The sequence below is a fragment of the uncultured Roseobacter sp. genome, assembly GCF_947492555.1.
In the GTDB taxonomy this organism is placed as follows: Bacteria; Pseudomonadota; Alphaproteobacteria; order Rhodobacterales; family Rhodobacteraceae; genus Roseobacter.
In genome coordinates this window covers 168,051-191,534 of record NZ_CANLNE010000001.1, presented here as the reverse complement: position 1 = coordinate 191,534, position 23,484 = coordinate 168,051, and the positions used below count along the sequence as shown (strand labels likewise).

Below are 23,484 nucleotides of genomic sequence, written 5' to 3'. Positions count from 1 at the left end.
GACGGATTGATGTCACTCCAATTCCTGAAACAACTCAGGCATCGGCCATTTCCTTGCGCGCTATCGCCGCGCTGAACTGCCGTTCCTGCTCTGCTCCCCATGCCGCGACGGAGTATTTGCCGACCACGCGGCGCAGTTCCTTCATCCGGTCGCGCCGTTCCTTTTCCGGCATCTCCAGCGCCTGCAGGATCGCCTGATCCATGGAGCGGTGCGAGAACGGGTTGGTGATGACGGCCGAGTTCAATTCCACCGCCGCCCCGGCAAATTCGGAGAGCACAAGCACCCCGTCACCGTCCGTGCGCGCGGCCACGAATTCCTTGCAGACAAGGTTCATGCCATCGACCAGTGGCGTGATCCAGGCCACATCCGCCGCCAGATAGTATTTGATCAGATCGTCAAAGGGGATCGCCCGCGAAATCAGGGCTATCGGCTGCCAGTCGAGCGTGCCGTAGCGCCCGTTGATGCGCCCGGCGGTCTCTTCGATCCCGGTCTGGGTCAGCGCATAGGCGGACATGTTGCGGTTCGCGCTCACCGAGACATGCATCAGTTTGACCTTGCCGCGCAGGTCGGGGTTGTCCGCCAGCACGCGCTCAAAGCTTTCCAGCTGGTCGACGCCGCCCTTGGTGTAATCGGTGCGCCCCACGGAAAGGATCAGGCGGCGATGTCCCTGTCCCTTGCGGATTTCCCTGGCATCCGCCTGTACCTGCGGGTCGGTGGCGCGCTCTTCGATGAAATCCACGGCGACCCCGACGCTGGCAGAGCTGACCGCAACCTGCCGCCCCTCGAAAGACAGCAGGGTCGGGGCCGATCGTTCGCTGAGCGCGGTACCGTCCGAAACGAGTTCTGCCGCCACCGTTTCCCGTTTCACCACGTCCACGTCAAAGAGGCTGCGCGCGACCGAGACGAAATTCGCGGCGTAGCGCGGAATGTGAAAGCCCACGATGTCACATTCCAGCAGGCTTTTCACGATTTCACGCCGCCACGGCAGCACGTTGAACATATCCGCCGCCGGGAAGGGCGTGTGGTGGAAAAACGAGATGGTGACGTCGGAGCGCAGCTGCCGCAGGTAGCCGGGCACGAGCCAGAGATTGTAGTCATGTATCCAGACCCGCGCGCCCTGCGCCGCCTCGCGCGCGGTGGCTTCGGCAAAGGCCCAGTTCACTTCGCGAAAGGTGGGCCAGTCCACGGGGTCGTAGTTAAACTTTTCCTTGAAGCTGTGCAGGATCGGCCAGAAGGCTTCTTTTGATGACACGTGATAAAAGCTGCTGACCTGTTCGTGGGTCAGCGGCAGGCGGGATACGGAATAGGTGCCATGGGCATCGCTGATCTCCACCACTTTTTCGAAGTCCGGATTGGCCGGGTCGTCCGCCAGTTTCCAGGCGATCCATGAGGCGTGCTCTGCGGTGCCGAAAAAACTCTTGAGCGTGGGGACAATACCGTTGGGGCTCTTGTTTTCACGCAGGACCGTTTGGCCGTTTTCCTCCACTTCCTCATAGGGTTGGCGGTGGTAGACGATCACGAGATCAGACGGCATGGATCAGACCCTTTCCGGAGTTGGGTGCAAATCAAAATGGGCGATAGCCTCGAAGATGCCCGCAGTGCCGATGCCGTCCGCGCGGTAGATATGGGCGGCGTCGGACAGGGCGCGTAGCAGGGGCGGTTCGGAGCCGCCGACGGCGACGGCGGGCGTGCCCGCGACCAGCATGGACAGATCGTTCAGGGTATCGCCGGCAGCCAGCACCTGGGCTTGCGGGATGTTCAGATGATCGAGCAGACGCAGCAGAGAGGGGCCCTTGCTGACGCCCTGGGGCAGCACGTCAAAGAACCGGTTGTCCGAAATCAGTACGTCAAAGCCCATCGCCTCGACCTTTTTGGTCGTTGCGGGGTCGAACTGATCCGGATCGTAATCATAGCTCACGCGGTAGCGGAACTCTGTGGGTTGCAAGGTCAGTCCCGGCGCGTTCTCCAGTGTCGACTTGACCGTATCGCCGCTGTTTTGCCAGCGCTCTGCAATCTGGGCTTCCAGATCCGCAATCGGCACGATGGTTCGGTCCGCTGTGACATTTGCAATCGTTGTGCCGACATCGCCAATCACATATTCGGGCCATGGCACGTCACCGCTGCCACAAAGCTGGTGAATGAAGGCCGGGTCGCGTCCGCTGACAAAGACCAATCCGACAGACGCGCGATGCGCTTCGATCCAGTCGTAGAGGGCCTGCCGGTCTGCCGAACTGCCGCCAAGGAAGGTGCCATCAAGGTCCGTGGCCAGCACGAATTGCCGCTCGGAAAGGGTGTTATTCACTGCGCGTCTCCTCGGGTTTTTGAACTTGGGAGACCGCCTTGCCAATGAAATTCGGGATATTTGAGAACAATGCTGCAGCGTTCGTCATCGACAGCAGCCACCGGCGCTGCCCGCGATGGTCCTGTACGGGCGCGGATATCATGCAGGAGGCAGGGCAAATTTTCACGCGGGCGTTCGCTCGCCAAGGCGATCCGGCGGGCATTTTTTTTGACACGTTAAATAGCATTGCCGTGTCAGGTAACGGGATTGTGCCCGGCTTCAACCCCATGGTCCATTTGCGACATCGATGCGGCGGCTTTTTTGCTGGAATGCTTAAAAAATAGGCAAATACTCGGGATTTGGTGCGTGGAATTCCACCAAATCCAGAAGGTGCGTACAAGTGCCACCCGTCATATGACTTTAAGAAAAAGACACAGCATATTGATTAACATAGATTTCATGGTGATTTAACTAGGTTTCGCAGTAACATTCAAATCCGACCCAAGCGGAGCCGTGGTGCTTTTCGATGTCGACCATCGTAGATGTCGTTTTTGACACTTTGCAGTCCCGGTAACGGTAGCCCCGATCCAACAGCATACTGATGCAGGGCGCTTGGGTCGTAAAATACCTCGGGTTTTCCCGCTCAAGCGGCGCACCGGTCACCTGTCCATTTGCAGATCGCAGTCTATTTCCGTTAGAACGAGCAAAAGAGGTAGTTCACGCATCCACGAAACGCTGCCGTTGTGGATGATATGGACGCACCGATCAGGGGGAAATTGTGCAGGTAACCATTATGGGCAGGGGTCTTCCGGGTCGTGGTCTTGTCAGTGCGATCAGTCTGGCCGCACTTATGTCGCAGCCCGCGCAGGCGCTGGATGTGACCTTGCAGGGCGCGTTGGGTGATGATCTGCGCGGCGATCTCGAAGGCGGCTCGCTGCTGATCGAACAGGAGTTATCCGAGACAGACGTTTCCCCACAGGAAATCGTCTCCATTGCACAGGCGGATTACAAGCGCCTGCTCGCCGTGCTCTATGACTACGGATATTATGGCGCGGTCATTCGCATCATGCTGGACGGGCGCGAGGCATCCTCGATCAAATCCGTGGCACCGCCCAGCAGCGTGTCGCGGGCCGAGATCGCGATTACACCCGGAAATCAATTTCGTTTTGGGACGGCGGAGATTGGCCCGCTGGCACCCGGTACCACCTTGCCGGATGGGTTTCGATCCGGTGAAACAGCCCGGCTGAGCCTGCTGCGCGAAGCCGCCGGTGCCGCCACGGACGGCTGGCGCGATGTGGGCCATGCCAAGGCTGAGCTTGAAAGCCAGCGCGTCACTGCACGGCACAGCGACGCAATGCTGAACGCAAAGCTGCGCGTCGACCCAGGGCCCAAGCTGCGTTTTGGGGCGCTGAGCGTGCAGGGCAATGAGGCGGTGCGCACGGAACGCATTCTCGAGATCGCCGGGTTGCCCGTGGGCACCACATATTCACCACAGGAGTTGGAACAGGCTGCCGCCCGTTTGCGGCGCACCGGCACCTTCAGTTCCGTCGCAATGATCGAGGCGCAGGAGCCCGGGCCGGGCGACACCCTCGCGATCACCGCGCGCGTGGCCGAAGAAAAACCGCGCCGGTTCGGCTTTGGCGGTGAAATCTCGACCGTGGAGGGGTTGTCCGTCAGCACGTTCTGGATTCACCGCAACCTCTTTGGCGGTGCAGAGCGGCTGCGTCTGGACGCAGAGATCGAGGGGATCGGTGGCGATACCGGTGGGACGGACTTTTTGTTGCGTGCGCTCTACCAGCGCCCTGCCACCTTCAATGAAGACACCGGCCTCTACGTGCTGGGCGAGATTGAGCAGCAGGACGAGATCAACTTTTTCTCGCGCCAGGGCACTATAGGTGCAGGCATCGAACGGATCGCATCGGACCAGCGCAGTTACCGCTTTGGGCTGGCGGTCCGGCGCGCGACCACCCGCGACGCCTTTGGGGAAAACGACTACACGCTGCTGCTCGCGCCGGCGGGCGCGACCTTTGACTACCGCGACCGGGTGCTGGATGCGCGGCGCGGCTATTTTCTGGATGCGGAGGTGGCCCCGTTTCTGGCGGCCTCGGGCGCGGACAACGGGCTGCTGACAAAAGTCGATTTGCGCGGTTACCGGACATTCGGCGAGGCGCGTCCCACAACCATTGCCCTGCGTGGGCAGCTTGGGTCGCTGATCGGGCCGACGCTCTCCGTGGCACCGGCTGATTTCCTGTTCTATTCCGGCGGCAGTGACACGGTGCGTGGCCATGAATACCAATCGCTTGGCGTCGATCTGGGGGGTGGCCAGACTGTCGGGGGCCGGTCCTTCCTTGGGCTCTCCGCCGAGATACGTATGCGCACGGCTGGCAGCCTGGGGTATGTCGGGTTTCTGGACGTGGGCTACATCGGCGAGGAAGTTTTCCCCGACGGGTCCGGCGAATGGCACAGCGGGGCAGGCGTGGGCCTGCGGTATGCCACGCCCATCGGGCCCATCCGGCTGGACCTGGCGGTGCCTACATCAGGCGACGACGAGGGGTCGGCGTTCCAGGTTTACATCGGCATAGGGCAGGCATTCTGATGCGGGTTTGGGTAAAATTGCTGGCCGTTCTTCTATTGCTCTGGGGCGTTACTCATGCGCAGGCGCAGAGCGATGAGGATGACGGCGGCTTTCTGACCCGCACGCTCGAAGACCTGCTCTCAGGCGCGGGGCGCGAGGTCAACATCGAAGGCTTTGCCGGGGCGCTGAGCTCCGAGGCGTCTTTTGACCGCATGACAATTGCCGATGATCAGGGCATCTGGCTGACACTCGAAGACGTGAAGCTGAACTGGAGCAGGCTGGCCCTGCTGCGCGGACGGCTTGAAGTGGACAACCTGAGCGCTGCCGTGCTGGACTTGCCGCGCTTGCCGGAGGTCGAGGAAACAACGGAAGTGCCCGCCGCCGAGGCCACCGAGTTTGCGCTGCCGGACCTGCCGGTGTCGGTGAACATCCAGCAGTTTGAGGTTTCCCGTATCGCTCTGGGGGAACCGGTTCTCGGCGCCGCCGCCGTTCTGGATGTCAAGGCCAGCGCGCGGTTGGATGACGCGGGCGCCTTTGTCGATCTGACGGCAAACCGGGTGGACAACACGGCGGGCACCTATGTGGTGCAGGGCAGTTTTGCGCGGGAGACGTCAAAGATTTCGGTGCAGATGGAACTGGACGAAGCTGCGGGCGGGCTGGTGGGGCGGGTGATGAACCTGCCGGGGCAGCCCTCTATCGATCTGACCGTGGCCGGCACCGGACCGCTGGATGATTTCACCGCCGATATCGCGCTGGCCACCGACGGGCAGGACCGTGTCGCGGGGCAGGTGGTGTTGAGTACGCTGCCGGTTGAGGTCGAGGGCGCTGTGCCCGACCGCCGCGTGCGGGCTAACCTTGGCGGCGATATCACCGCCCTGGTCGCACCGCAGTCGCGGGATTTCTTCGGCACCGACGTGCGGATCGCGGCGGATGCGGTTTTGGCCGCTGATGGCGCCGTTGATGTCTCAGACTTCAGCCTTGATGCGCAGTCGGCCCAGTTGAGCGGCGCGGTGCGGCTCAACAGTGAGGCCTGGCCGGTGTTCATAGACATCAATGGACAGATCGCGCGGTCTGATCAGCGGTCCGTTGTCTTGCCCGGATCGGATGTGGAAACCACGGTGCAGGCTGTGACGCTGAGCGTGGATTTCGATGCCGCGGATGGTGATGCGTTTCGGGGTGATTTCGACATCGTGGACCTTGAACGCCAGGACGTCCGTTTCGCCGAGGCCGCATTGGTGCTTGATGGGACGCTGGAAAGTGCCGCGGGCACAGTCGGTCGGTTTCTGGGCGATCTTGACCTGACGACGGAAGGGCTGGAATTGTCCGATCCGCAGGCTGCACAGGCATTGGGGCAGGACCTGCAGGGCAGGGCCAATATCGACTATGTCGAAGGCCAGCCAATCCGGATTACCGGTCTGGAACTCAGGGGCGAAGACTATGGCTTGAGGGGCGATGTGATCATCGACGGGCTGGCGGGCGGTTTCCCGACCGAGCTGGACCTGAGTGTGCAGGCCCGGGAGCTGGCGCGCTTTGCCGGGATATCCGGTCAGCCGCTGACGGGCGGCGCGCAGTTGGACATCCAAGGGAACGTCACGCCCCTCAGCAGCATGTTTGACCTCGCGATCCGGGGCACAACCAACGATCTGACAGTGGGCATTCCGCAGGCGGATGCGGTGCTGGCGGGCGAAACGGCGCTGACCCTGCAGGCGCGGCGCGATGTGTCGGGGACCTTTGTTGAGGATCTGATCCTGCGCAATGATGCGCTCGACGTGGCCGGTGATTTTGAACTGCGCACGGATGACAGCGTCGTCTCCGCCCGCGCGACCCTCAGCGATATCGCATTGGTGCTGCCGCAATATCAGGGGCCGGTCAGTGTGGTGGCCGACGCCACACAGGACAGCCTTGGCTGGCAGGTCGATCTGACGGCGGATGCGCCTTATGACAGCGCGCTCAGCGTCAAGGGGCGTGCGACCGGGCCGCAAACCGACGTGGTTTTTGATCTTTCCGTGCCTGAGGTCAAACCGCTGGTGCCCACCGTGCAGGGACCGCTCAAGGCCGCCGGACGCATCTGGCTGACGGATCAAGGCTATAACGTGGATGTGGATGCGGGCGGGCCCTACCAATCGGATGTCAGCGTCGCGGGGCTCGCCACCGGGCCAGATGCCGCCGTCACCTTCTCCGCAGCACTCCCGGACATCAGCGTTTTTGTGCCCAACATCCGGGGTCCGTTCTCCATTGCCGGGGATGCAGATCGCACCACCGGCGGCTGGCAGATCGATACGGTTGCTCAAGGACCCGCAGGGACGGATGCCACGATCGCGGGGCTTGTGCGGGAAGACGGCACACTCGACCTCGATGTTGCGGGCGCGCTGCCTTTGGGATTATCGGAACCATTTCTGGCGCCGCGCAGCCTGCAGGGACAGGCACGGTTTGACCTGGCCGTGAATGGGGCGCCTGCGCTTGGCTCTGTTTCCGGGCGTATCACGACAGACGGCGCCAGCTTTGCCGCACCCAATCTGCGGCTTGCGTTGACCGATCTTGACACAACCCTTGATCTGGCGGGCGGGTCGCTGCGCATCGACGCGCAAAGTGCCGTTGAAAGCGGTGGCAACATGGTGGCGTCCGGCTTTCTGAACCTGACAAACCTGTCCACTGATCTGCTGGTGACCCTGAACAGCGTTGGCTTTGTCGACCCACGCCTGTTTTCCACCGTGCTGGATGGTGCGGTTGCCGTTACGGGTCCGTTGGACGGCGGCGCCCGGATTGCCGGGGAAATCAACGTGGGCGAGACCCTTGTAACCGTGCCGTCCTCCGGATTGACCAGTATTGGCGAAATCCCCGACATCACCCATGTGGGCGCGCCGGTGGCGGTGACCCTCACCCGTGACCGCGCAGGGGTGATCCCCAAGCCGCAGTCTGCCGGCGCGTCCGGCGCAGCGGCGTACCGCCTTGGCATTCAGATCAATGCGCCGCGCAGGATTTTCGTGCGTGGACGCGGCATTGATGCGGAACTGGGCGGCGGGCTGGAGATTACCGGGACCACGGCGCGGGTAATCTCCGCCGGTCAATTCGATCTGGTGCGCGGGCGGCTCGATATCCTTGGTAAACGGTTCGATCTGGTCGAAGGATCTATCCAGTTTCAGGGGGATCTTGTGCCCTACATTCGCTTCGTGACCTCCTCGAGTACGGAAAACGGCACCGCCGGGATCGTGCTGGACGGACCGGCGTCGACGCCGGATGTGTCCTTTGTTTCAACGCCCGATGCGCCCCAGGATCAGGTGCTGGCGCAACTGCTCTTCGGGCGCAATATTGACGAGATATCGGCTTTTCAGGCGCTGCAATTGGCGAATGCGGTGGCCGAGCTGGCCGGGCGGCAGGGGTCCGATGTCATTGGCAATCTCAGAGAGGGTTTCGGTCTGGATGATTTCGACGTGACCACCACCGATGACGGCGAGGCGGCGGTGCGGGCGGGCAAATACATCTCCGACAACATCTACACGGATGTGACCACGGGCGGCGGGGAGACGGAATTGTCGATCAACCTTGAATTGACCGAATCTCTGAAAGCCAAGGGCACGCTGGAGCAGGACGGGAATACCGCCCTGGGCATCTTCTTTGAGCGGGATTACTGATCTGGCGCTGTGGAACCCGGTGTGAACTGGCCAAACCGCCCCCGATCGAACAGCAGCCCCGGTGCTTCAGATGTGCCCTGCGCCACGTGGCGCACTTCGCCCACGATCAGCGAGTGATCGCCCGCCGGATGCACCGCATGGGTCGTGCAGAAAAACGCGGCAAGACATCCTGCGAGATGCGGGGTGCCCAGCGGGCCTGCCTCCCACACCAGTGTTTCGAACCCCTCCCCGCTGCTTGCGAAATGGTGGGCGAGGTCGAGCTGATCAGCCCCCAGGACATGAATGCAAAAGCTGTCTGCCCCGGTGAAGGCGTCGTGACGGCGGGAGGATACTGCGGGCGACCACAGCACCAGCGGTGGGGATAGCGAGACAGAAGAGAATGAATTCGCCGTCATCCCGAGCGGCCCCGTGGGCGTCTGCGTTGTGATCACCGTCACACCGGTGCCGTAGCAGCCGAAAGCACGCCGGAGGTCCTGCAGGCGGTCGGGATCGGGGGAAAACAGCGCCGTATCAGAGGGCATTCGGGCGTCCGCTGGCCTTGCTTGTTTCAGAATGGATCATCGCACCTCGCCCGGTCAGTCTTGAGAGGCCATGTATGGCATGAACCGCGCAGGGCAAGGCCGCCAGTGACGCCCCCCCGGCGAAGGCCGGTACGCGCGGTACCGGCCCATCGGGTCCGTTGGCTTCAGCCTTTGTTCATCCGGTTTTCGATCAAATCCTCGACCACCGAGGGATCGGCCAGCGTGGACGTGTCGCCCAGGGCACCGAAATCATCCTCGGCAATCTTGCGCAGAATACGCCGCATGATCTTGCCCGAGCGGGTCTTGGGCAGACCCGGCGCCCATTGGATGAGATCGGGGCTGGCAATCGGACCAATCTCCGTACGGACCCAAGTGCGCAACTCCTTGCGCAGCTCCTCGGTAGGTTCCTCGCCGCTCATCAGGGTGACGTAGCAGTAAATACCCTGGCCCTTGATATCATGCGGATAGCCGACCACCGCCGCCTCGGCCACTTTGGCATGCGCCACCAGCGCGCTTTCCACCTCTGCGGTGCCCATCCGGTGGCCGGAGACGTTGATCACGTCATCGACCCGGCCGGTGATCCAGTAATCGCCATCCGCATCGCGTTTGCAGCCGTCGCCGGTAAAGTAGTAGCCTTTGTAATCGGCGAAATAGGTCTTCTCGAACCGCGCGTGATCGCCCCAGACCGACCGCATCTGCCCGGGCCAGCTGTCGGCGATGCACAGCACCCCTTCGACGTCATTGCCCTCAATCACCTCGCCGGTTGTCGGCTCCAGCACAACCGGCTTGATCCCGAAGAAAGGCTTCATAGCGGAGCCCGGTTTCATCGCATGGGCGCCGGGCAGGGGGGTCATCAGGTGCCCGCCGGTTTCCGTCTGCCACCAGGTGTCCACGATGGGGCATTTGCCCTTGCCCACGACGTCGTTGTACCAGTTCCAGGCTTCGGGGTTGATCGGTTCGCCTACGGTGCCCAGCAGCTTGAGGCTGCTCAGATCGCAGGCCTCGACAAACTGGTTGCCCTGACCCATCAGCGCGCGGATCGCGGTGGGGGCGGTGTAAAACTGGTTCACCTTGTGCTTTTCACAGACCTGCCAGAAGCGGCTGGCATCGGGGTAGGTGGGCACGCCCTCGAACATCAGCGTGGTGGCCCCGTTGGCAAGCGGCCCGTAGACGATATAGCTGTGCCCGGTGACCCAGCCGACATCCGCCGTGCACCAGTAGATATCACCATCGTGGTAATCGAAGGTGATTTCATGTGTCATTGCCGCATAGACGAGGTAGCCGCCGGTGGTGTGCACCACGCCCTTCGGCTGCCCGGTCGAGCCGGAGGTGTAGAGGATGAACAGCGGGTCCTCCGCCCCCATTTCTTCGGGGGCGCAGTCCCCGGACGCCTCGGCGGCCAGCGCGTTATAGTCGAAATCGCGCCCGTCAATCCACGTGGTCTGGCCCCCGGTGCGCTTGACCACCAACAGCTTCACATCGTCCGCCGTGTGCAGCAGCGCCTGATCCGCGTTGGATTTCAGCGGTGTGTCGCGCCCGCCGCGCGGCGCGTGGTCGGCGGTGATCACCACCTTGGCGTCGGAACCGTTTACGCGCGCCGCCAGCGCATCCGGTGAAAACCCGGCAAAAACAATCGAATGGATGGCGCCGATGCGGGCACAGGCGAGCATAGCATAAGCCGCCTCCGGGATCATAGGCATGTAGATGATCACCCGGTCCCCCTTGCTGACGCCGAGGTCTTTCAGCACATTCGCCATCTTGCAGACCGCACTGTGCAGTTCGCTGTAAGTGATGTGCATCGCCTCGTCGTCGGGGCTGTCGGGTTCCCAGATGATCGCGGTCTGATCGCCGCGTGTCGCCAGATGCCGATCGACACAATTCGCAGAGACGTTCAGCGTGCCATCGGCAAACCAGTTGATGGAGACATTGCCCAGCGTGTAGTCGACATCCTTGACCTGGGTGAAGGGTTTCATCCAGTCGACACGCGCCGCTTCCTTGCGCCAGAAAGCCTCCGGATCCTTGACCGATGCCGCGTACATGGCCGCGTAGCTGTCGGCGTCCACATGGGCGTTGGCGGCCATATCGGGCGATGGCGGATAGGTTTTGGCGGCTGTGGCGGTGTCGGACATGAAGGCTCCTCCCTTGGGTCGTAACAGTGCGAAAGAACGGCATGCGGGTGCGTCCGCCCGCGTGGTCCGTCCTCTCCTCCGAGGCGGATCATAGCGTGATCGGAAAAGAAGGGAATAAGCTTCGGAAACACGAGGTTTTTGAAGCCTGCGTTTTTCAAGGCCCAAGGTACGACTTGCAATTCGAGGCGTCAGCGCGTCAGTTTCGAGCGTCGTTCGCCCGGAATGCGGCATGCTTGTGTATCGGACGCAAGTCACCGGACACGCTGGTTTGTCCCCGAGAGCCTGTGTGGTGTTGAAAGCTGCCCAATTTGCCAGAATCGATGGGGAAGGGCCCGGCGGGCATTCTGTGCTTGGCAGCCAGCGCCAGCTTGGGTAGCCTCGCCCTAATCGTACCCCATGTGAGGTGCGTAAAAAGGGAGAAACACATGAACAAATATCTGTCCGGCGCCGCCGTCGCCGCCATCAGCTTTGCTTTCGTCTCGGAGGCCGCCGCCACGGAATGGAACGTATCCGTCTGGGGCAAGCGCCGCGCCTTTACCGAGCACGTTGAAAAACTAGCTGAACTTGTGTCCGAAAAGACAAACGGTGAGTTCACCATGAACATCAGCTATGGTGGCCTGTCGAAAAATCGCGAAAACCTCGATGGCATCTCCATCGGGGCCTTTGAGATGGCGCAGTTCTGCGCGGGCTACCACCGCGACAAGAACCGCGTAATCACCGTGCTGGAACTGCCGTTCCTGGGCGTTGAGAACCTGGAACAGGAGGTTGCCGTCTCTTCGGCCGTTTACGCACACCCCGCCGCGACCGAGGAAATGGCGCAGTGGAATGCGAAACTGCTGATGACCTCGCCCATGCCGCAATACAACATCGTCGGCACCGGCGAGCCGCGGGATGAACTGGCCGAGTTTGACGGCATGCGGGTGCGCGCCACTGGCGGGCTCGGTGAAGCGTTCAAGGCGGTAGGGGGCGTGCCCACATCCGTGACGGCGACCGAGGCCTATCAGGCGATGGAAGGCGGCGTTGTCGATACCGTGGCCTTTGCCCAGCACGCGCATCTGAGCTTCGGCACGATCAACCAGGCGGATTGGTGGACGGCCAACCTCAACCCAGGCACCGTGAACTGCCCGGTGGTGGTGAACATCGACGCCTATGAATCCCTGAGCGATGCGGAACGCGAAGCGCTCGACAGTTCCGTCTCCGAAGCGCTGGATCACTACCTTGCCAACTACGGCGAATTGCTCAAGCGCTGGGATTCCGTGCTGGAAGAGAAGGGCGTGCAGAAGGTCGATATCGCACCGGAAGTGATCGAGGAATTCCGCGCCAAGGCCGCAGACCCGATCCGCGATCAGTGGATCAAGGACATGGAAGCGCAGGGCCTGCCGGGCCAGGAGCTCTATGATCTGGTCGTGACGACGCTCGAAGAAGCCAAAGGCGGCAGCTGATATGATCGGGCCGCGCCTTCGGGGGCGGCCCCACCTATAACAACCGGGGGGCAGAGCGATGGCGGGATCCGCTGCGGTGCTCGAAGATTCCAGTCTGCTGAGCCGACTGGATCGTACACTTTTACCAATCGAACGATTTTGCGCACTGCTGAGCGGGCTGGCGATTTTCTCGCTGATGTTCCTGGCGGCCTATTCGGTCACCGGGCGCAAATTCTTTGCCTCGCCGCTGGCGGGCTACGTGGATTACATCGAAGCGGCCATGCCGATCATCGCGATCATGGGCGTGTCCTACGTGCAGCGGGACGGCACCCATGTGCGCATGGATATGCTGGTCAGCGCTTTGCGCGGGCGGGTGCTGTGGTTTTTCGAGCTGATCTCCGTTCTGTTGATCCTCGTGCTGATCGTGGCGCTGACATGGGGCGCCTGGGATCATTTTGACCGCTCCTTCGACTGTGCGCGCCCTTTGTGCAGCCGCGACAGCTCCATCGATATCGGCCTGCCGATCTGGCCCTCGAAGCTTGTAGTGCCCATTGCCTTTGGTGTGCTGTGCCTGCGGCTTTTGCTGCAGGCCTGGGGCTATGGGCGGGCGCTGGTGCTGGGGCTTGAAAGCCCCGTGGCGGTGCCGCTGAACCTCTCCGTGGCCGAACAGGCGCGGCTCGAGGCCGAAGCGCTGGATGGGGCGGATTGATGGAACCCATTGAAATCGGATTGTGGGTCAGCGGTGGCCTTCTGGTCTTTGTCGTCCTCGGCATGCGCGTGGCTTTCGCGGCAGGGTTGGCTGGGTTTGTCGGGCTTGTCTGGTTGCGTTGGAACGGGTTTGACTACGACCCGGAACGGTTCTGGAAAGCGGTCGAGATCAGCGTGAAAATCGCAGGCCTCACCCCGCATTCCAAAGTCTCCGCACAGGTGCTGAGCCTGATCCCGGTCTTCATCCTAATCGGCTATCTGGCTTATTACGCCAAGCTCACGACAGCCCTCTTTGTCGCGGCAAAACGCTGGATCGCCTGGGTGCCGGGGGGGCTGGCCGTCTCCACAGTCTTTGCCACGGCGGGGTTTGCGGCGGTCTCGGGCGCGTCAGTTGCAACGGCGGCGGTCTTTGCGCGCATCGCCATCCCGGAGATGCTCAAGATCGGCTACAATAAGCAGTTCGCAGCCGGTGTCGTGGCGGCGGGCGGCACACTGGCCTCGCTGATCCCACCCTCGGCAATCCTCGTGATCTACGCGATCATCGTGGAACAGGACGTGGGCAAACTGCTGCTGGCGGGATTCCTGCCCGGCATGTTTTCCGCCGTGGTCTATGCCACCCTGATCATCGGCATCGCCGTGATTTTCAAAACCGTGGGCCCCCCCGTCGGCGGGTTCTCCTGGCGCGAACGCTTTGAAGCGCTGCCCCCCGCGCTGCCCATTCTGGCGGTGGTCGTGATCATCATCTTCTTTGTCTACAATCCCTTTGGCGATGCCTGGGGCACCCCGACCGAAGGCGGCGCCATCGGGGCCTTCATCATCTTCCTGATGGCGCTTTATCGGGGCATGCGGTGGGCTCAGCTCAAGGACGCCCTGCTGGACACCGCCAAGCTGACCGTCATGATCTTTTCCATCATCTGGGGGGTGCTGATCTACGTGCGGTTCCTGGGCTTTGCCGAACTGCCGGAGGCCTTTGCCGATTGGATCACCTCGCTGGAAATGTCGCCGATGCTGATCCTGGTCTGCATCCTGCTGGCCTACGCGGTGCTGGGCATGTTCATGGATGCCATCGGCATGCTGCTGTTGACACTGCCCGTGGTCTACCCCGCGGTGATGGCTTTGAATGGCGGCGAGTTCGTCAGCGCGGCAGACAGTGCCTTTGGCATGTCGGGGCCGATGTGCGCGATCTGGTTTGGTATTCTGGTGGTCAAGATGGCGGAGTTCTGTCTGATCACGCCGCCTATTGGTCTCAACTGTTTCGTGGTGGCGGGCGTACGCGATGACCTGACCGTGCAGGATGTGTTCAAAGGCGTGACACCCTTCTTCGTGGCGGATGCGGTGACCATTGCGCTGTTGGTCGCCTTCCCGGGCATCGTGCTCTTCCTGCCCGCGCTGGCCGGTTAATAGGGTAGGCCCACGTAGTTTTCGGCAAGGGCTTTCTGCGCGGCATCGCTGCTGCGCAGGAATTCCAGTTCGGCACGTTGCATGCGCAGATCAAACTCGGACTGGTCAGGGTAGCGGTGCATGAGCGAAGAGAACCACCAGCTGAACCGCTCGGCCTTCCACACCCGCGCCAGCGCCTTTTCCGAATACTGATCCAGCCCCTCGTCCGTTTTGTCGAGGTAGTGCTGGCACAATCCGGTAAAGAGGTAATGCACATCCGAGGCGGCAGTGTTGAGGCCCTTGGCCCCGGTGGGCGGCACGATATGGGCGGCATCGCCGCAGAGAAAGAGCCGCCCCCAGCGCATCGGTTCGGTCACGAAAGACCGCAGGGGGGCAATGGATTTCTCGATTGAGGGGCCGGTAATCAGCTGCGCCGCCTGATCCTGCGGGATGCGGCGTTTCAGCTCCTGCCAGAAGGCGTCATCCGACCAGTCCTGCGGTTTGTCCGCCATGCTGCATTGGATATAGTAGCGCGACAGCTGGTCGTTGCGCATGGAGCAGAGGGCAAAGCCGCGCTCCGAATTGGCGTAGATGATCTCATCGTTCACGGGCGGCGTTTCACTCAGCACACCCAGCCAGCCAAAGGGATAGACCTTTTCGAATTCGCGCCGCGACGTCTGTGGAATGGAATTGCGGCTGACGCCGTGAAACCCGTCACAGCCGGCGATAAAGTCGCAGTCGATGCGGCGTTCCTGGCCCCCGACCGTGTAGGTGACATAAGGCGCATCGCGATCGGCGTCGTGGATGGTAACGCCCTCCACCTCAAATTCGATCTGTCCGCCATGGGCTTCGCGGGCGGCATAGAGATCCTGTGTCACTTCGGTCTGGCCATAGACCATGACCGAGGTGCCGGTGTGTTTTTGAAAATCGATGCGAAAGAGCGTGTTATCATAGGAGATCAGCGTGCCATGATGGGCGATACCCTTGGCCTTCATGCGGGTGTCGACCCCGGCCTCGGCCATCAGCGCCATCATCCCTTGTTCCAGCACGCCCGCGCGGATGCGGCCCAGTACGTGGTCGCGGGTCTGGCGTTCCAGCACAATACTGTCGATCCCCTTGGTATAGAGCAGCTGTGACAGCAAGAGCCCTGACGGCCCGCCACCGATGATGACAACCTGTGTACGCATGATCCCGGTTCCTCTCCCCCGCGTCGCACAGGATAGAGGAGCATCAGACAATGGCAAATGGGGAGAGGGGGAAAACGGCACCGCGCCGCGGCGTTTTCTTCAGGAGGCTTTGCTGTCGGAGCTGCTGTCGAATATCTTGAGCATCTCTTCGCGGTTCATCGGACGACCAAAGTAAAAACCCTGCACGGAATCACAGCGTTCCGATCGCAGGAAGGTCAACTCATCCTCAATCTCAACGCCCTCGGCCAGAACCGGGATTTTAAGCGCGGCCCCCAAGAGCAGGGTCGACCGCACGATGGCGGCACGCTGCTGATCCAGGTGCACATTCTGGACAAAGCTGCGATCAATCTTGATCTTGTCGAAAGGGAAGGTCTGTAAGGTTGCGAGCGAGGAGTAGCCGGTGCCAAAGTCGTCCATCGCAATGCGAATGCCCATTTCCTTGAGGCCGTGCATCACTCTTAGCGTGTGGGCCTGATCGTCGATGATGCTGGCTTCGGTCACCTCCAGTTCCAGCCGTTCCGGTGGCAGGCGGCTCTCGAACAGGATGTCAGACACATGTTCCAGGAAGGAGGGTTGTACCAGTTGCTGTGGGGCCACGTTGACGGCGATGCTGTAGGGCTTCGGCCACTGCGACGCCTCGAAACATGCCGTCCGCAAGACCCAGAGCCCGATCTGGCGGATCAGGCCAGTCTCTTCCGCGATAGGAATGAATTCACCGGGCGAAACACGCCCCTTTGTCGGGTGGTTCCAGCGCAACAAGACCTCGAAGCCGACAGGTGCCAAGGACTGGATGTCATTTTGCAGCTGGTAGGCCAGTTCGAACTCACCGTTGGCACAGGCCTGACGTAAATCACTGATCATGACCTTCTTTTCACGGCTCTGCTGGTCCATTTCCGCGTTGTAGTGGCAAATATGGCGCTCGGGCTCCATCTTGGCGCGGTACATGGCAAGATCGGACTTATGCAGCAGGTCATGGAGCTCCCGACCGTCTTCGATGGTCGAGGCAATGCCGATGGAGGCTCCGATCATGACAGAGGCCTGATCGATGTTGATCGGTTCGACCACCAGGGCATGCAGTCTTTCGGCAAAGGCGGTCACCTGATCAAGGCGGCGAAAGCCGCGCTTGAGGGCAACGAATTCATCGCCTCCTGCGCGGGCCACGAACTCATCCGACTGAAGCGCCTGCGACAGGCGTTTTCCCACCGTTGACAGGACGGTATCGCCCGCCGTGTGGCCATAGACGTCATTCACCTCCTTGAAGAGGTTCAGGTCAATGGTCAGAACGGCGGCGCGTTCCGTCTCGTTCTGATCCAATCGCGCGGAAAACTGGGTCATCTTCTGGTTCAGATGCATCCGGTTCGGCAGACCGGTGAGCGGGTCATGCAGAGCCGCGCGTTGCAACTGATCGCGCGCTTCATCTTCGATGTTGGTTTCAATGCTGACGGAGGCGAAACCAACCAGCAAGACCACGGCCATTACCCCCATGATGATGATCCCCAGCGTCTCATCCGAGACGACCTGCGGTGGGACCTGATAGAGAGGGCTCAATTCGATGGTGATCGCACTCATGCCCGTGAAATGCATGGCGCAGATCGCGAGGACCATCAGCAGAGAGCCCCCAAGCCAGCAATACCGTGTCACCGGAAAAACCACGCGGTGATAGGCGCCTGAACCCAGTACCGCGCCAAGCAGGACCGAAACCGCAACGGCGGACTGTTGCCAGATGATCGATCCCGGCAAGAGATACGCGGACATCCCGATGTAATGCATCGCTGACACGGTGAGACCAAAGACGGCACCGGCGATCAGTGTGTAGACCCCCGCGGGCGCGTAGGCGAGAATGCCATTTGCCACCAGCAGCCCGAGTACAGCCACCAGCAACGACAGCCCGGTTGCGACGGGTTCGTAGCCATGTTCGTACCCCGGATCATAGGCCAGCATTGCGATGAAATGTGTCGACCAGATTGTCGAGCCGGCAATCAGGCTGCTAAGAGCCAGCTGAACCGCCTTACGTGGCCCTTGGGAGTTGATCAGCCGCCGCGCCAGCAGGATAGACAGGCAACTGCCGATGACGCAAATGAATGCGGCAAGCGCAACCAACCCGTGGTTATGTTCCTGAGTAAGGCATTCAATAAAGCGGTTCATCGTCGTCCTGGCGCTCGCCGAAGCATGGATGCGACGGGATCACACGGAACCGGTAAACACATTGATACGATAGCGGAAAATAAGCCGGAGCATTTAGTTCATATTGCGTCTAATTCCGCGTGTCGTGGTGCAGCTTGCTGTCTTCGGGTGCCTCGGCCCGGTCTTCCATGCCATAGTCGCGGATGACGCTGGCAATGCGCAAACGGTAGCCGTCGAAGATGCCGTCGCGACCCGCGCTTTGCGCCGCGCGATGCGCGCTCAGCCTGCGCCAGCGGGCAATGGCGTCTTCGTCCTCAAAGAAGGACAGCGACAGGATTTTCTTTGGATCGGTCAGGCTTTGGAAACGCTCCACGGAGATAAATCCTTCGACCTCATCGATCATCGGACGCATTTTCGCCGCGATATCCAGGTAGTCTTCCTTGCGCCCGTCGGCGGGTTCCACTTCGAAAATAACGGCAATCACGTGGGCTCTCCATGTGGCGCTGAGGCCAGTGTCAAAAAGGTTCGGTCTTCGCGCAGCAGGAATTTTTCCGACTGGGCAAAGGCGTAGTTCTCGCACCCCAGTGGATCGTCCGCAAGCCGCGCGCGATACTCCTCATAGGCGGCAAGGCTGGGGATGTTGTAAAGGCCATAAGCCAGGGTTGATGATCCTTCATGCGGCGCAAAATATCCAATCAGATCGGCGCCACAGCGCGGGATCGCCTGGCCCCAGTTGCGCGCGTATCTGATAAAATGGTCACGTTTGGTCGGGTCAATCTGATAGCGAATGATGCAGGTCAGCATGTCAATCTCCTTTGATGCACATCTGTGTCATACAGAATTGATTATCGCAGATGGTTCGATTAGGGTCGAACTATGAAAGAAGGACCGGATATCGCCCGTGTGGCCGCGCTGATCGGAGATCCAGCACGCGCCAATATGCTGACCGCGCTGATGACCGGCAAGGCGTTGACGGCCACGGAACTGGCGGCAGAGGCGGGCGTCACCAGCCAGACGGCCAGCACGCATCTGGCCAAGCTGGACGGCGGCAACCTGCTGCGCGTGCGTAAACAGGGGCGGCACAAGTATTTCTCGCTGGCGACGGATGATGTCGCCGCGGTCTTGGAAGGGTTGATGGGGCTCGCGGCCAAGAGCGGCCATTTGCGCACCCGCACCGGACCCCGAGATGCATCGCTGCGCAAGGCGCGGGTCTGTTACAATCATCTTGCCGGTGACATGGGCATCCGGATGTTCGACAGCTTTCACGGGCGTGGATTTCTGGTGCTGGAGGGCGAGGCATTGCGGCTCACCTCCGAGGGCGCGGAGTTCGTGGCAGGGTTCGGGATTGATCTGGACAAGCTGACCGCGCAGAAATCGCCGTTGTGCAAGGAGTGTCTGGATTGGAGCGCGCGGCGCTCTCACCTTGCGGGCAGCCTGGGGCGGGCATTGCTGTCGCGGATTGAAACCCTGGGCTGGGCCAAACGGGATCCGGACAGCCGCGCGGTGATCTTCACGCAGCGGGGAGAGGCCGCCTTTGCAAGGCAACTCGCGGTTGCCACGGTTTGATCTCTCGGCCTGTGTTTCGACGCGGCAAGCTTGCACGGTCTGCGTGACAGGGGCGTTGGCCTGCCAGATGAATGGAGCAGGTCGGCGACCACCCCGCAGACGACAATGACCTCTTTTCCCGCACGTAGGCTCTCTGTTGCGCCGACGATTAGTTGGGCAATTTCTCTATTTTCTCAAAGTATTAGAACGCTGCGTGTGCAGAGTGTTTTCATGCTTTGCTCGCACCGTGTCTGTTTTTCGCCTGGTTGCCTACATAGTCACTGAAGCTTTTGAGTGTTTCATCCAAATGAACTGAGCTTATGCCACGCTGTCTCCGAGGTCGGCCCTGAGTCCAAAACGGACTTGCGCCAAGTGCGCTGCAAGCGGTGTTATGCAGGGCATGCTTCTGTCCCGGGGTCATGTGCCGCTTTGTCGGTGGAGACCGCAGCGATTAAAATGACCAATAGGGATGCAAGCGTCGACCGTGCGCTTTTGCACCCCGGGCTGCTTTTCCTCGACACAGGAAAAGAACGGCGTTCCACAGTAGCGGGCGCAGATTTGTTGCGGTCACTCACTTTCCCTGGCGAGGAAACCGCCAACAAGCAAGTTGAACACCTCCGGCATTTCAAGGTGCACCGCGTGCGCACAGTTCGGCACGACGGCGAGGTTCGATCGAGGGATCGTCTCCCAAAGCTGGTGCGCTTGTTGCCATTGATAGGTGCGATCCCCGTCTCCCCACAGGACAAGTGTTTCGGGGGTGATGGAGGGCAAGAAATCATCCCCCCGCCACGCTTGCATGGCATCCAGACCCGCCTGAATGGCGTCTGGAGAGGCGTTTTCGGCAATGGCGGCGCAGCTTTCAAAGGCGGGGTCCTGTTGGTGGTCGAGAAACCATGTTGCCGTGATCCGGCGCGCGGTGGCCTGTGCGCCATCCGCCAGCGCACGGGCTTTGCTTTGTTCGATTGTTTCAAAACGGCCCGGCAAGACACCGATGGCGCCCGTGCCATATAGAACAAGGCGATCGATATTGTCCTGATCCTTGCGCGTCATTTCCTGTACGATCATGCCGCCCATGGAATGGCCCAGCAGGTGATATCGTTTGATGCCGTTGCGCCGAAGTTCGCCAATCACCCAATCGGCAAAGGCGGAAATGGAGTGAAGGACCGGCAGATGCCGGTTCGCGCCAAAGCCGGGCAGGTCAGGTGCGAAGACGTTGTAGCGATCTCCAAAATGGGCCGCCTGCGCGTCCCACTGTGCGCTGCCGCCCATGAACCCATGGACCAGCACCAGCGTTTTCACTTGCGCTGGCCCTGCACAATCCGGTCAAGGATCATGGCGCAGAACAGGATGGCAAACCCGGCCAGGATGCCCTGTCCGACATTGGCATATTGCAGCGCCTCAAGCACATCCTCGCCCAGGCCCTTGGCCCCGATGAGCGATGCGACGACAACCATGGCGAGCGACAACATGATGGTCTGGTTGACCCCGGCCCGGATCGACGGGCCCGCCAGGGGCAAGTCGACGCGGCTCAGCAGGTACCATTTGTTCGCACCAAACGAGATTGCGGCCTCGCGCACGCTCTCAGGGACACCCCGCAGGCCCAGAACGGTCAGGCGCACCACAGGTGTGCCGCCGAAAATCATCGTCACAATAACGGCCGCGGGCTTGCCAACCCCAAAGAACGCAATAACCGGGACCATGAAGACAAAAGCGGGCATGGTTTGCATAAAGTCCATAATGGGTTGGATAAAGGCGTAAAACCGTGGCCGGTGCGCGGCGAACATCCCCAGCGGAATGCCGATCACGATCGACAGACACGCCGCAGTACCAAGAAGGGCCAGCGTGGTCATTGCGGCCTCCCAAAAGCCCAAGAGGCCCATATATGCCAAGAAGGCGCCGGAATAGATCGCAGTGCGGATGCCGGCCGTCAGCCACGTCAACAGCACAATGAGGCTTGCGATCACGATCCAAGGGGTTTGCACCAATATCACTTCAAGAGCGTCAAGAATGGAGCGGATACCTATGGTCAGCCCATCAAAGAACGCCTCGCTGTTGCGCACGCAGAACGCGATCAGTTCCTCGACCCACGCGATGCCCGTGCGGCGGATGTCGGGGTCGGTCGGGAATTCGCTGAGAACGGTGTACCGCCCCGGAAAACTGTAGTGGACCATTGCCACGACCACGATAACCACCATAAAGGCCGCGCTGAAAACGATCTGATCCACCGGCAGACCGGAGCGTATAGTACGGTCCGACAGCCATTCCGAAAACCGCGCTTCAAGCGCCCAGTTGGCCGTCACCGCCTGCACGGCCTTGACGAGGGCCAGGATCACAATGCCCGTCAGCACAATGCTCGGACCTTGCTGGGCCAACGCCTCGGCTTCGGCGCGTATGCCGCCGATATTGGCCTCAAGCCCGTCGACTGCGCGCTGAAAGGCGTCCACCCTGTCCGATCCGCTCTCGATGGCGGCGGCCAGTTGTTGGCGACGCAGATCCAGCGTGCCTTCGATTGATGCGATGCGCGCCATGGCGTCTGAAGCCAGATCGCCAAACAGGCCCCGTGCAATCTGAACGAATGCGACGGCCTCGATGACCAAAAAGACCAGGGCCCAAGACCACAGTCCCCGCGCGCCAAACCAGATGGGACCAAAAAGCCCCGCCATGGTGTTGAACGTCGGCGTAAAGCGGGCAGAGGCGCCGACCTTATCGAAGTTTGCGATGTAATAGTCCGGACTGGTGCGCACAAAGGTGCGGATGTTTTCCTTGCGCTCTTCAGCGTAAGCAACGGCCGCTGCACTTTCTGTATCTTCCAGCGGATTGACCTCTTCGTCTCTCATGACATTTCCGTCCCTTCGACTACGGTGCGCAAAAGATCAGCCCGTGTAATGACACCGACATCGGCGCCATCGTGCTTTACCAAAATCGGTTTGTCGTCATTTATGGCCAGCGTAATGAGGTTGCTGAGGGTTTCGGTGCCCGCCACACCGGGCGCATCCGATGGCACTGTGCCACCCTTGGATTTGAAGGCATCCAACGGCTGCATGACAGCATCTGCATGCACCACCTTGAGCCGCGATATCCCCGCCACAAAGTCGGCCACGTAGTCGTCTGCCGGGTGCATCACAATGTCCTCGGCTGTGCCCATCTGTACCATCTTACCGTCCCGCATGATCGCAATGCGGTCGCCGATGCGCACTGCTTCATCAAGGTCATGGGTGATGAACACAGTTGTTTTCTTGAGGATCTTGGACAGGCGAATGAATTCATCCTGCAACTGCCGTCGGATCAGCGGATCAAGCGCCGAAAAAGGCTCGTCCATAAGCAAAACATCAGGGTTTGCGGCCAGAGCACGCGCCAGCCCAACCCTTTGTTGCATCCCGCCTGACAGCTCGTGGGCGAATTTGGCGCCCCATGCGCCAAGCTCAACGATATCAAGGATCGCTGCGGCCTGACGCATCCGCTCGTTCTTGGCGATCTGCCGGATTTCAAGCGGCATGGCCACATTGTCCAGCACAGACCTGTGCGGCATCAGCGCGAAGTTCTGGAACACCATCCCGATCTTCTGATTGCGGAACTGCTGAAGCTCACGTGGACCCAATGCCATGACATCGGTGCCCTGGATCTCGATCTTTCCGGCCGTCGGCTCCAACAAGCGGTTAAAGTGTCGGACAAGTGTGGATTTTCCGCTGCCTGACAGGCCCATGATGCAAAAAATCTCACCACGGTTCACAGACAAACTGACATCAGCCACACCTACGACTGCGTTGAATTCCTTCAAGACTTCCGGCTTGGTAAGCCCCCGATCGCGGATCGCCTTCAGCGCTTCCTCGGGGCGGGCGCCGAAAATCTTCCAGACGTTTGAAATCTCAATGACTGTTTCGTGGTTCATACCAGATAACGCTCCATCGCCGCAGTCGGTGCCCTTGTTGGGGGGGGCAGGTCGCGCGGGGACCCCCGCGCGCACCGTTGTCAAATAGGGTT

The 23,484-nt window shown here is 60.9% G+C and carries 18 protein-coding genes; 7 read left to right on the top strand and 11 right to left on the bottom strand.

What is annotated here, in order from left to right; all coding sequences use genetic code 11:
• Positions 1–34: 34 nt before the first annotated feature.
• Together ggpS and Q1A07_RS00950 are read right to left on the bottom strand one after the other, a co-directional pair.
• Positions 35–1,534, bottom strand: a complete 1,500-nt coding sequence (gene ggpS, locus Q1A07_RS00955) for a glucosylglycerol-phosphate synthase (RefSeq protein ID WP_299776961.1) — start codon at positions 1,532–1,534, stop codon at positions 35–37.
• A gap of 3 nt (positions 1,535–1,537) precedes the next feature.
• Positions 1,538–2,302, bottom strand: a complete 765-nt coding sequence (locus Q1A07_RS00950) for an HAD-IIB family hydrolase (RefSeq protein ID WP_299776959.1) — start codon at positions 2,300–2,302, stop codon at positions 1,538–1,540.
• 38 nt (positions 2,303–2,340) lie between these two features.
• On the opposite strand from Q1A07_RS00950, the gene Q1A07_RS00945 reads away from it, so the two are divergent.
• From Q1A07_RS00945 to Q1A07_RS00935, 3 genes are all read left to right on the top strand, one after another.
• On the top strand, positions 2,341–2,625 hold the full coding sequence (locus tag Q1A07_RS00945) for a hypothetical protein (RefSeq protein ID WP_299776957.1): 285 nt from the start codon (positions 2,341–2,343) through the stop codon (positions 2,623–2,625).
• Positions 2,626–3,074: 449 nt separating this feature from the next.
• Complete coding sequence (locus tag Q1A07_RS00940; RefSeq protein WP_299776955.1) at positions 3,075–4,877, top strand: BamA/TamA family outer membrane protein; 1,803 nt, start codon at positions 3,075–3,077, stop codon at positions 4,875–4,877.
• Positions 4,877–8,488: a translocation/assembly module TamB domain-containing protein gene (locus tag Q1A07_RS00935; protein WP_299776953.1), complete on the top strand. Its 3,612-nt coding sequence runs from the start codon at positions 4,877–4,879 to the stop codon at positions 8,486–8,488. Before Q1A07_RS00940 ends, Q1A07_RS00935 begins: the two co-directional genes overlap by 1 nt.
• Here Q1A07_RS00935 and Q1A07_RS00930 read toward each other — a convergent pair.
• On the bottom strand, positions 8,482–9,009 hold the full coding sequence (locus tag Q1A07_RS00930) for a flavin reductase family protein (protein WP_299776951.1): 528 nt from the start codon (positions 9,007–9,009) through the stop codon (positions 8,482–8,484). The two genes, Q1A07_RS00935 and Q1A07_RS00930, sit on opposite strands and share 7 nt — an antisense overlap.
• A gap of 164 nt (positions 9,010–9,173) precedes the next feature.
• Positions 9,174–11,138, bottom strand: coding sequence for an acetate--CoA ligase (gene acs / locus Q1A07_RS00925; protein WP_299776949.1), 1,965 nt, complete (start codon positions 11,136–11,138; stop codon positions 9,174–9,176).
• Positions 11,139–11,563: 425 nt separating this feature from the next.
• Here acs and dctP point away from each other — a divergent pair, with 425 nt between their 5' ends.
• The 3 genes from dctP to Q1A07_RS00910 are packed head-to-tail and all read left to right on the top strand — an operon-like array spanning position 11,564 to position 14,668.
• Positions 11,564–12,580: a TRAP transporter substrate-binding protein DctP gene (gene dctP / locus Q1A07_RS00920; protein WP_195819227.1), complete on the top strand. Its 1,017-nt coding sequence runs from the start codon at positions 11,564–11,566 to the stop codon at positions 12,578–12,580.
• Positions 12,581–12,638: 58 nt separating this feature from the next.
• On the top strand, positions 12,639–13,268 hold the full coding sequence (locus tag Q1A07_RS00915) for a TRAP transporter small permease subunit (RefSeq protein WP_299776945.1): 630 nt from the start codon (positions 12,639–12,641) through the stop codon (positions 13,266–13,268).
• The gene (locus tag Q1A07_RS00910) at positions 13,268–14,668 is read left to right on the top strand and encodes a TRAP transporter large permease (protein WP_299776943.1); all 1,401 of its coding nucleotides are present in this window, start codon (positions 13,268–13,270) and stop codon (positions 14,666–14,668) included. The genes Q1A07_RS00915 and Q1A07_RS00910 overlap by 1 nt, the downstream gene beginning before the upstream one ends.
• On the opposite strand, the gene pobA is transcribed toward Q1A07_RS00910, so the two are convergent.
• The 4 genes from pobA to Q1A07_RS00890 all read right to left on the bottom strand — a co-directional run bounded on the left by pobA (position 14,665) and on the right by Q1A07_RS00890 (position 18,762).
• Entirely contained in the window at positions 14,665–15,834 is a 1,170-nt protein-coding gene (pobA, locus tag Q1A07_RS00905; RefSeq protein WP_299776941.1) for a 4-hydroxybenzoate 3-monooxygenase, read from the bottom strand. The genes Q1A07_RS00910 and pobA overlap by 4 nt on opposite strands.
• 99 nt (positions 15,835–15,933) lie before the next feature.
• Complete coding sequence (locus Q1A07_RS00900; protein ID WP_299776939.1) at positions 15,934–17,979, bottom strand: EAL domain-containing protein; 2,046 nt, start codon at positions 17,977–17,979, stop codon at positions 15,934–15,936.
• Positions 17,980–18,088: 109 nt separating this feature from the next.
• A complete protein-coding gene (locus Q1A07_RS00895) occupies positions 18,089–18,442 on the bottom strand; it encodes an antibiotic biosynthesis monooxygenase (protein WP_299776937.1) in 354 nt (117 codons plus the stop codon).
• Complete coding sequence (locus tag Q1A07_RS00890) at positions 18,439–18,762, bottom strand: NIPSNAP family protein (protein WP_299776935.1); 324 nt, start codon at positions 18,760–18,762, stop codon at positions 18,439–18,441. Before Q1A07_RS00890 ends, Q1A07_RS00895 begins: the two co-directional genes overlap by 4 nt.
• Before the next feature lie 72 nt (positions 18,763–18,834).
• Here Q1A07_RS00890 and Q1A07_RS00885 point away from each other — a divergent pair, with 72 nt between their 5' ends.
• Complete coding sequence (locus tag Q1A07_RS00885; RefSeq protein ID WP_299776933.1) at positions 18,835–19,524, top strand: winged helix-turn-helix domain-containing protein; 690 nt, start codon at positions 18,835–18,837, stop codon at positions 19,522–19,524.
• 546 nt (positions 19,525–20,070) lie between these two features.
• Here the strand turns inward: Q1A07_RS00885 and Q1A07_RS00880 are convergent.
• Genes Q1A07_RS00880 through Q1A07_RS00870 form a run of 3 tightly spaced genes read right to left on the bottom strand, consistent with a single transcriptional unit; the run spans position 20,071 to position 23,392 of the window.
• Positions 20,071–20,802 carry an alpha/beta fold hydrolase gene (locus Q1A07_RS00880; protein WP_299776931.1) on the bottom strand — a complete coding sequence of 244 codons (732 nt, stop codon included), beginning with the start codon at positions 20,800–20,802 and terminating at the stop codon, positions 20,071–20,073.
• Positions 20,799–22,340 carry an ABC transporter permease subunit gene (locus Q1A07_RS00875; RefSeq protein WP_299776929.1) on the bottom strand — a complete coding sequence of 514 codons (1,542 nt, stop codon included), beginning with the start codon at positions 22,338–22,340 and terminating at the stop codon, positions 20,799–20,801. The genes Q1A07_RS00880 and Q1A07_RS00875 overlap by 4 nt, the downstream gene beginning before the upstream one ends.
• Positions 22,337–23,392: a glycine betaine/L-proline ABC transporter ATP-binding protein gene (locus Q1A07_RS00870; protein ID WP_299776927.1), complete on the bottom strand. Its 1,056-nt coding sequence runs from the start codon at positions 23,390–23,392 to the stop codon at positions 22,337–22,339. Before Q1A07_RS00870 ends, Q1A07_RS00875 begins: the two co-directional genes overlap by 4 nt.
• Between the last annotated feature and the right edge of the window lie 92 nt (positions 23,393–23,484).

What these genes read in the sequence shown, in the direction of transcription:
- ggpS (WP_299776961.1), bottom strand. Translation starts at nt 1,534, where the DNA reads ATGCCGTCTGATCTCGTGATCGTCTACCACCGCCAACCCTATGAGGAA.
- Q1A07_RS00940 (WP_299776955.1), top strand. Translation starts at nt 3,075, where the DNA reads ATGGGCAGGGGTCTTCCGGGTCGTGGTCTTGTCAGTGCGATCAGTCTG.
- Q1A07_RS00935 (WP_299776953.1), top strand. Translation starts at nt 4,877, where the DNA reads ATGCGGGTTTGGGTAAAATTGCTGGCCGTTCTTCTATTGCTCTGGGGC.
- Q1A07_RS00930 (WP_299776951.1), bottom strand. Translation starts at nt 9,009, where the DNA reads ATGCCCTCTGATACGGCGCTGTTTTCCCCCGATCCCGACCGCCTGCAG.
- acs (WP_299776949.1), bottom strand. Translation starts at nt 11,138, where the DNA reads ATGTCCGACACCGCCACAGCCGCCAAAACCTATCCGCCATCGCCCGAT.
- dctP (WP_195819227.1), top strand. Translation starts at nt 11,564, where the DNA reads ATGAACAAATATCTGTCCGGCGCCGCCGTCGCCGCCATCAGCTTTGCT.
- Q1A07_RS00915 (WP_299776945.1), top strand. Translation starts at nt 12,639, where the DNA reads ATGGCGGGATCCGCTGCGGTGCTCGAAGATTCCAGTCTGCTGAGCCGA.
- Q1A07_RS00910 (WP_299776943.1), top strand. Translation starts at nt 13,268, where the DNA reads ATGGAACCCATTGAAATCGGATTGTGGGTCAGCGGTGGCCTTCTGGTC.
- pobA (WP_299776941.1), bottom strand. Translation starts at nt 15,834, where the DNA reads ATGCGTACACAGGTTGTCATCATCGGTGGCGGGCCGTCAGGGCTCTTG.
- Q1A07_RS00900 (WP_299776939.1), bottom strand. Translation starts at nt 17,979, where the DNA reads ATGAACCGCTTTATTGAATGCCTTACTCAGGAACATAACCACGGGTTG.
- Q1A07_RS00890 (WP_299776935.1), bottom strand. Translation starts at nt 18,762, where the DNA reads ATGCTGACCTGCATCATTCGCTATCAGATTGACCCGACCAAACGTGAC.
- Q1A07_RS00885 (WP_299776933.1), top strand. Translation starts at nt 18,835, where the DNA reads ATGAAAGAAGGACCGGATATCGCCCGTGTGGCCGCGCTGATCGGAGAT.
- Q1A07_RS00875 (WP_299776929.1), bottom strand. Translation starts at nt 22,340, where the DNA reads ATGAGAGACGAAGAGGTCAATCCGCTGGAAGATACAGAAAGTGCAGCG.
- Q1A07_RS00870 (WP_299776927.1), bottom strand. Translation starts at nt 23,392, where the DNA reads ATGAACCACGAAACAGTCATTGAGATTTCAAACGTCTGGAAGATTTTC.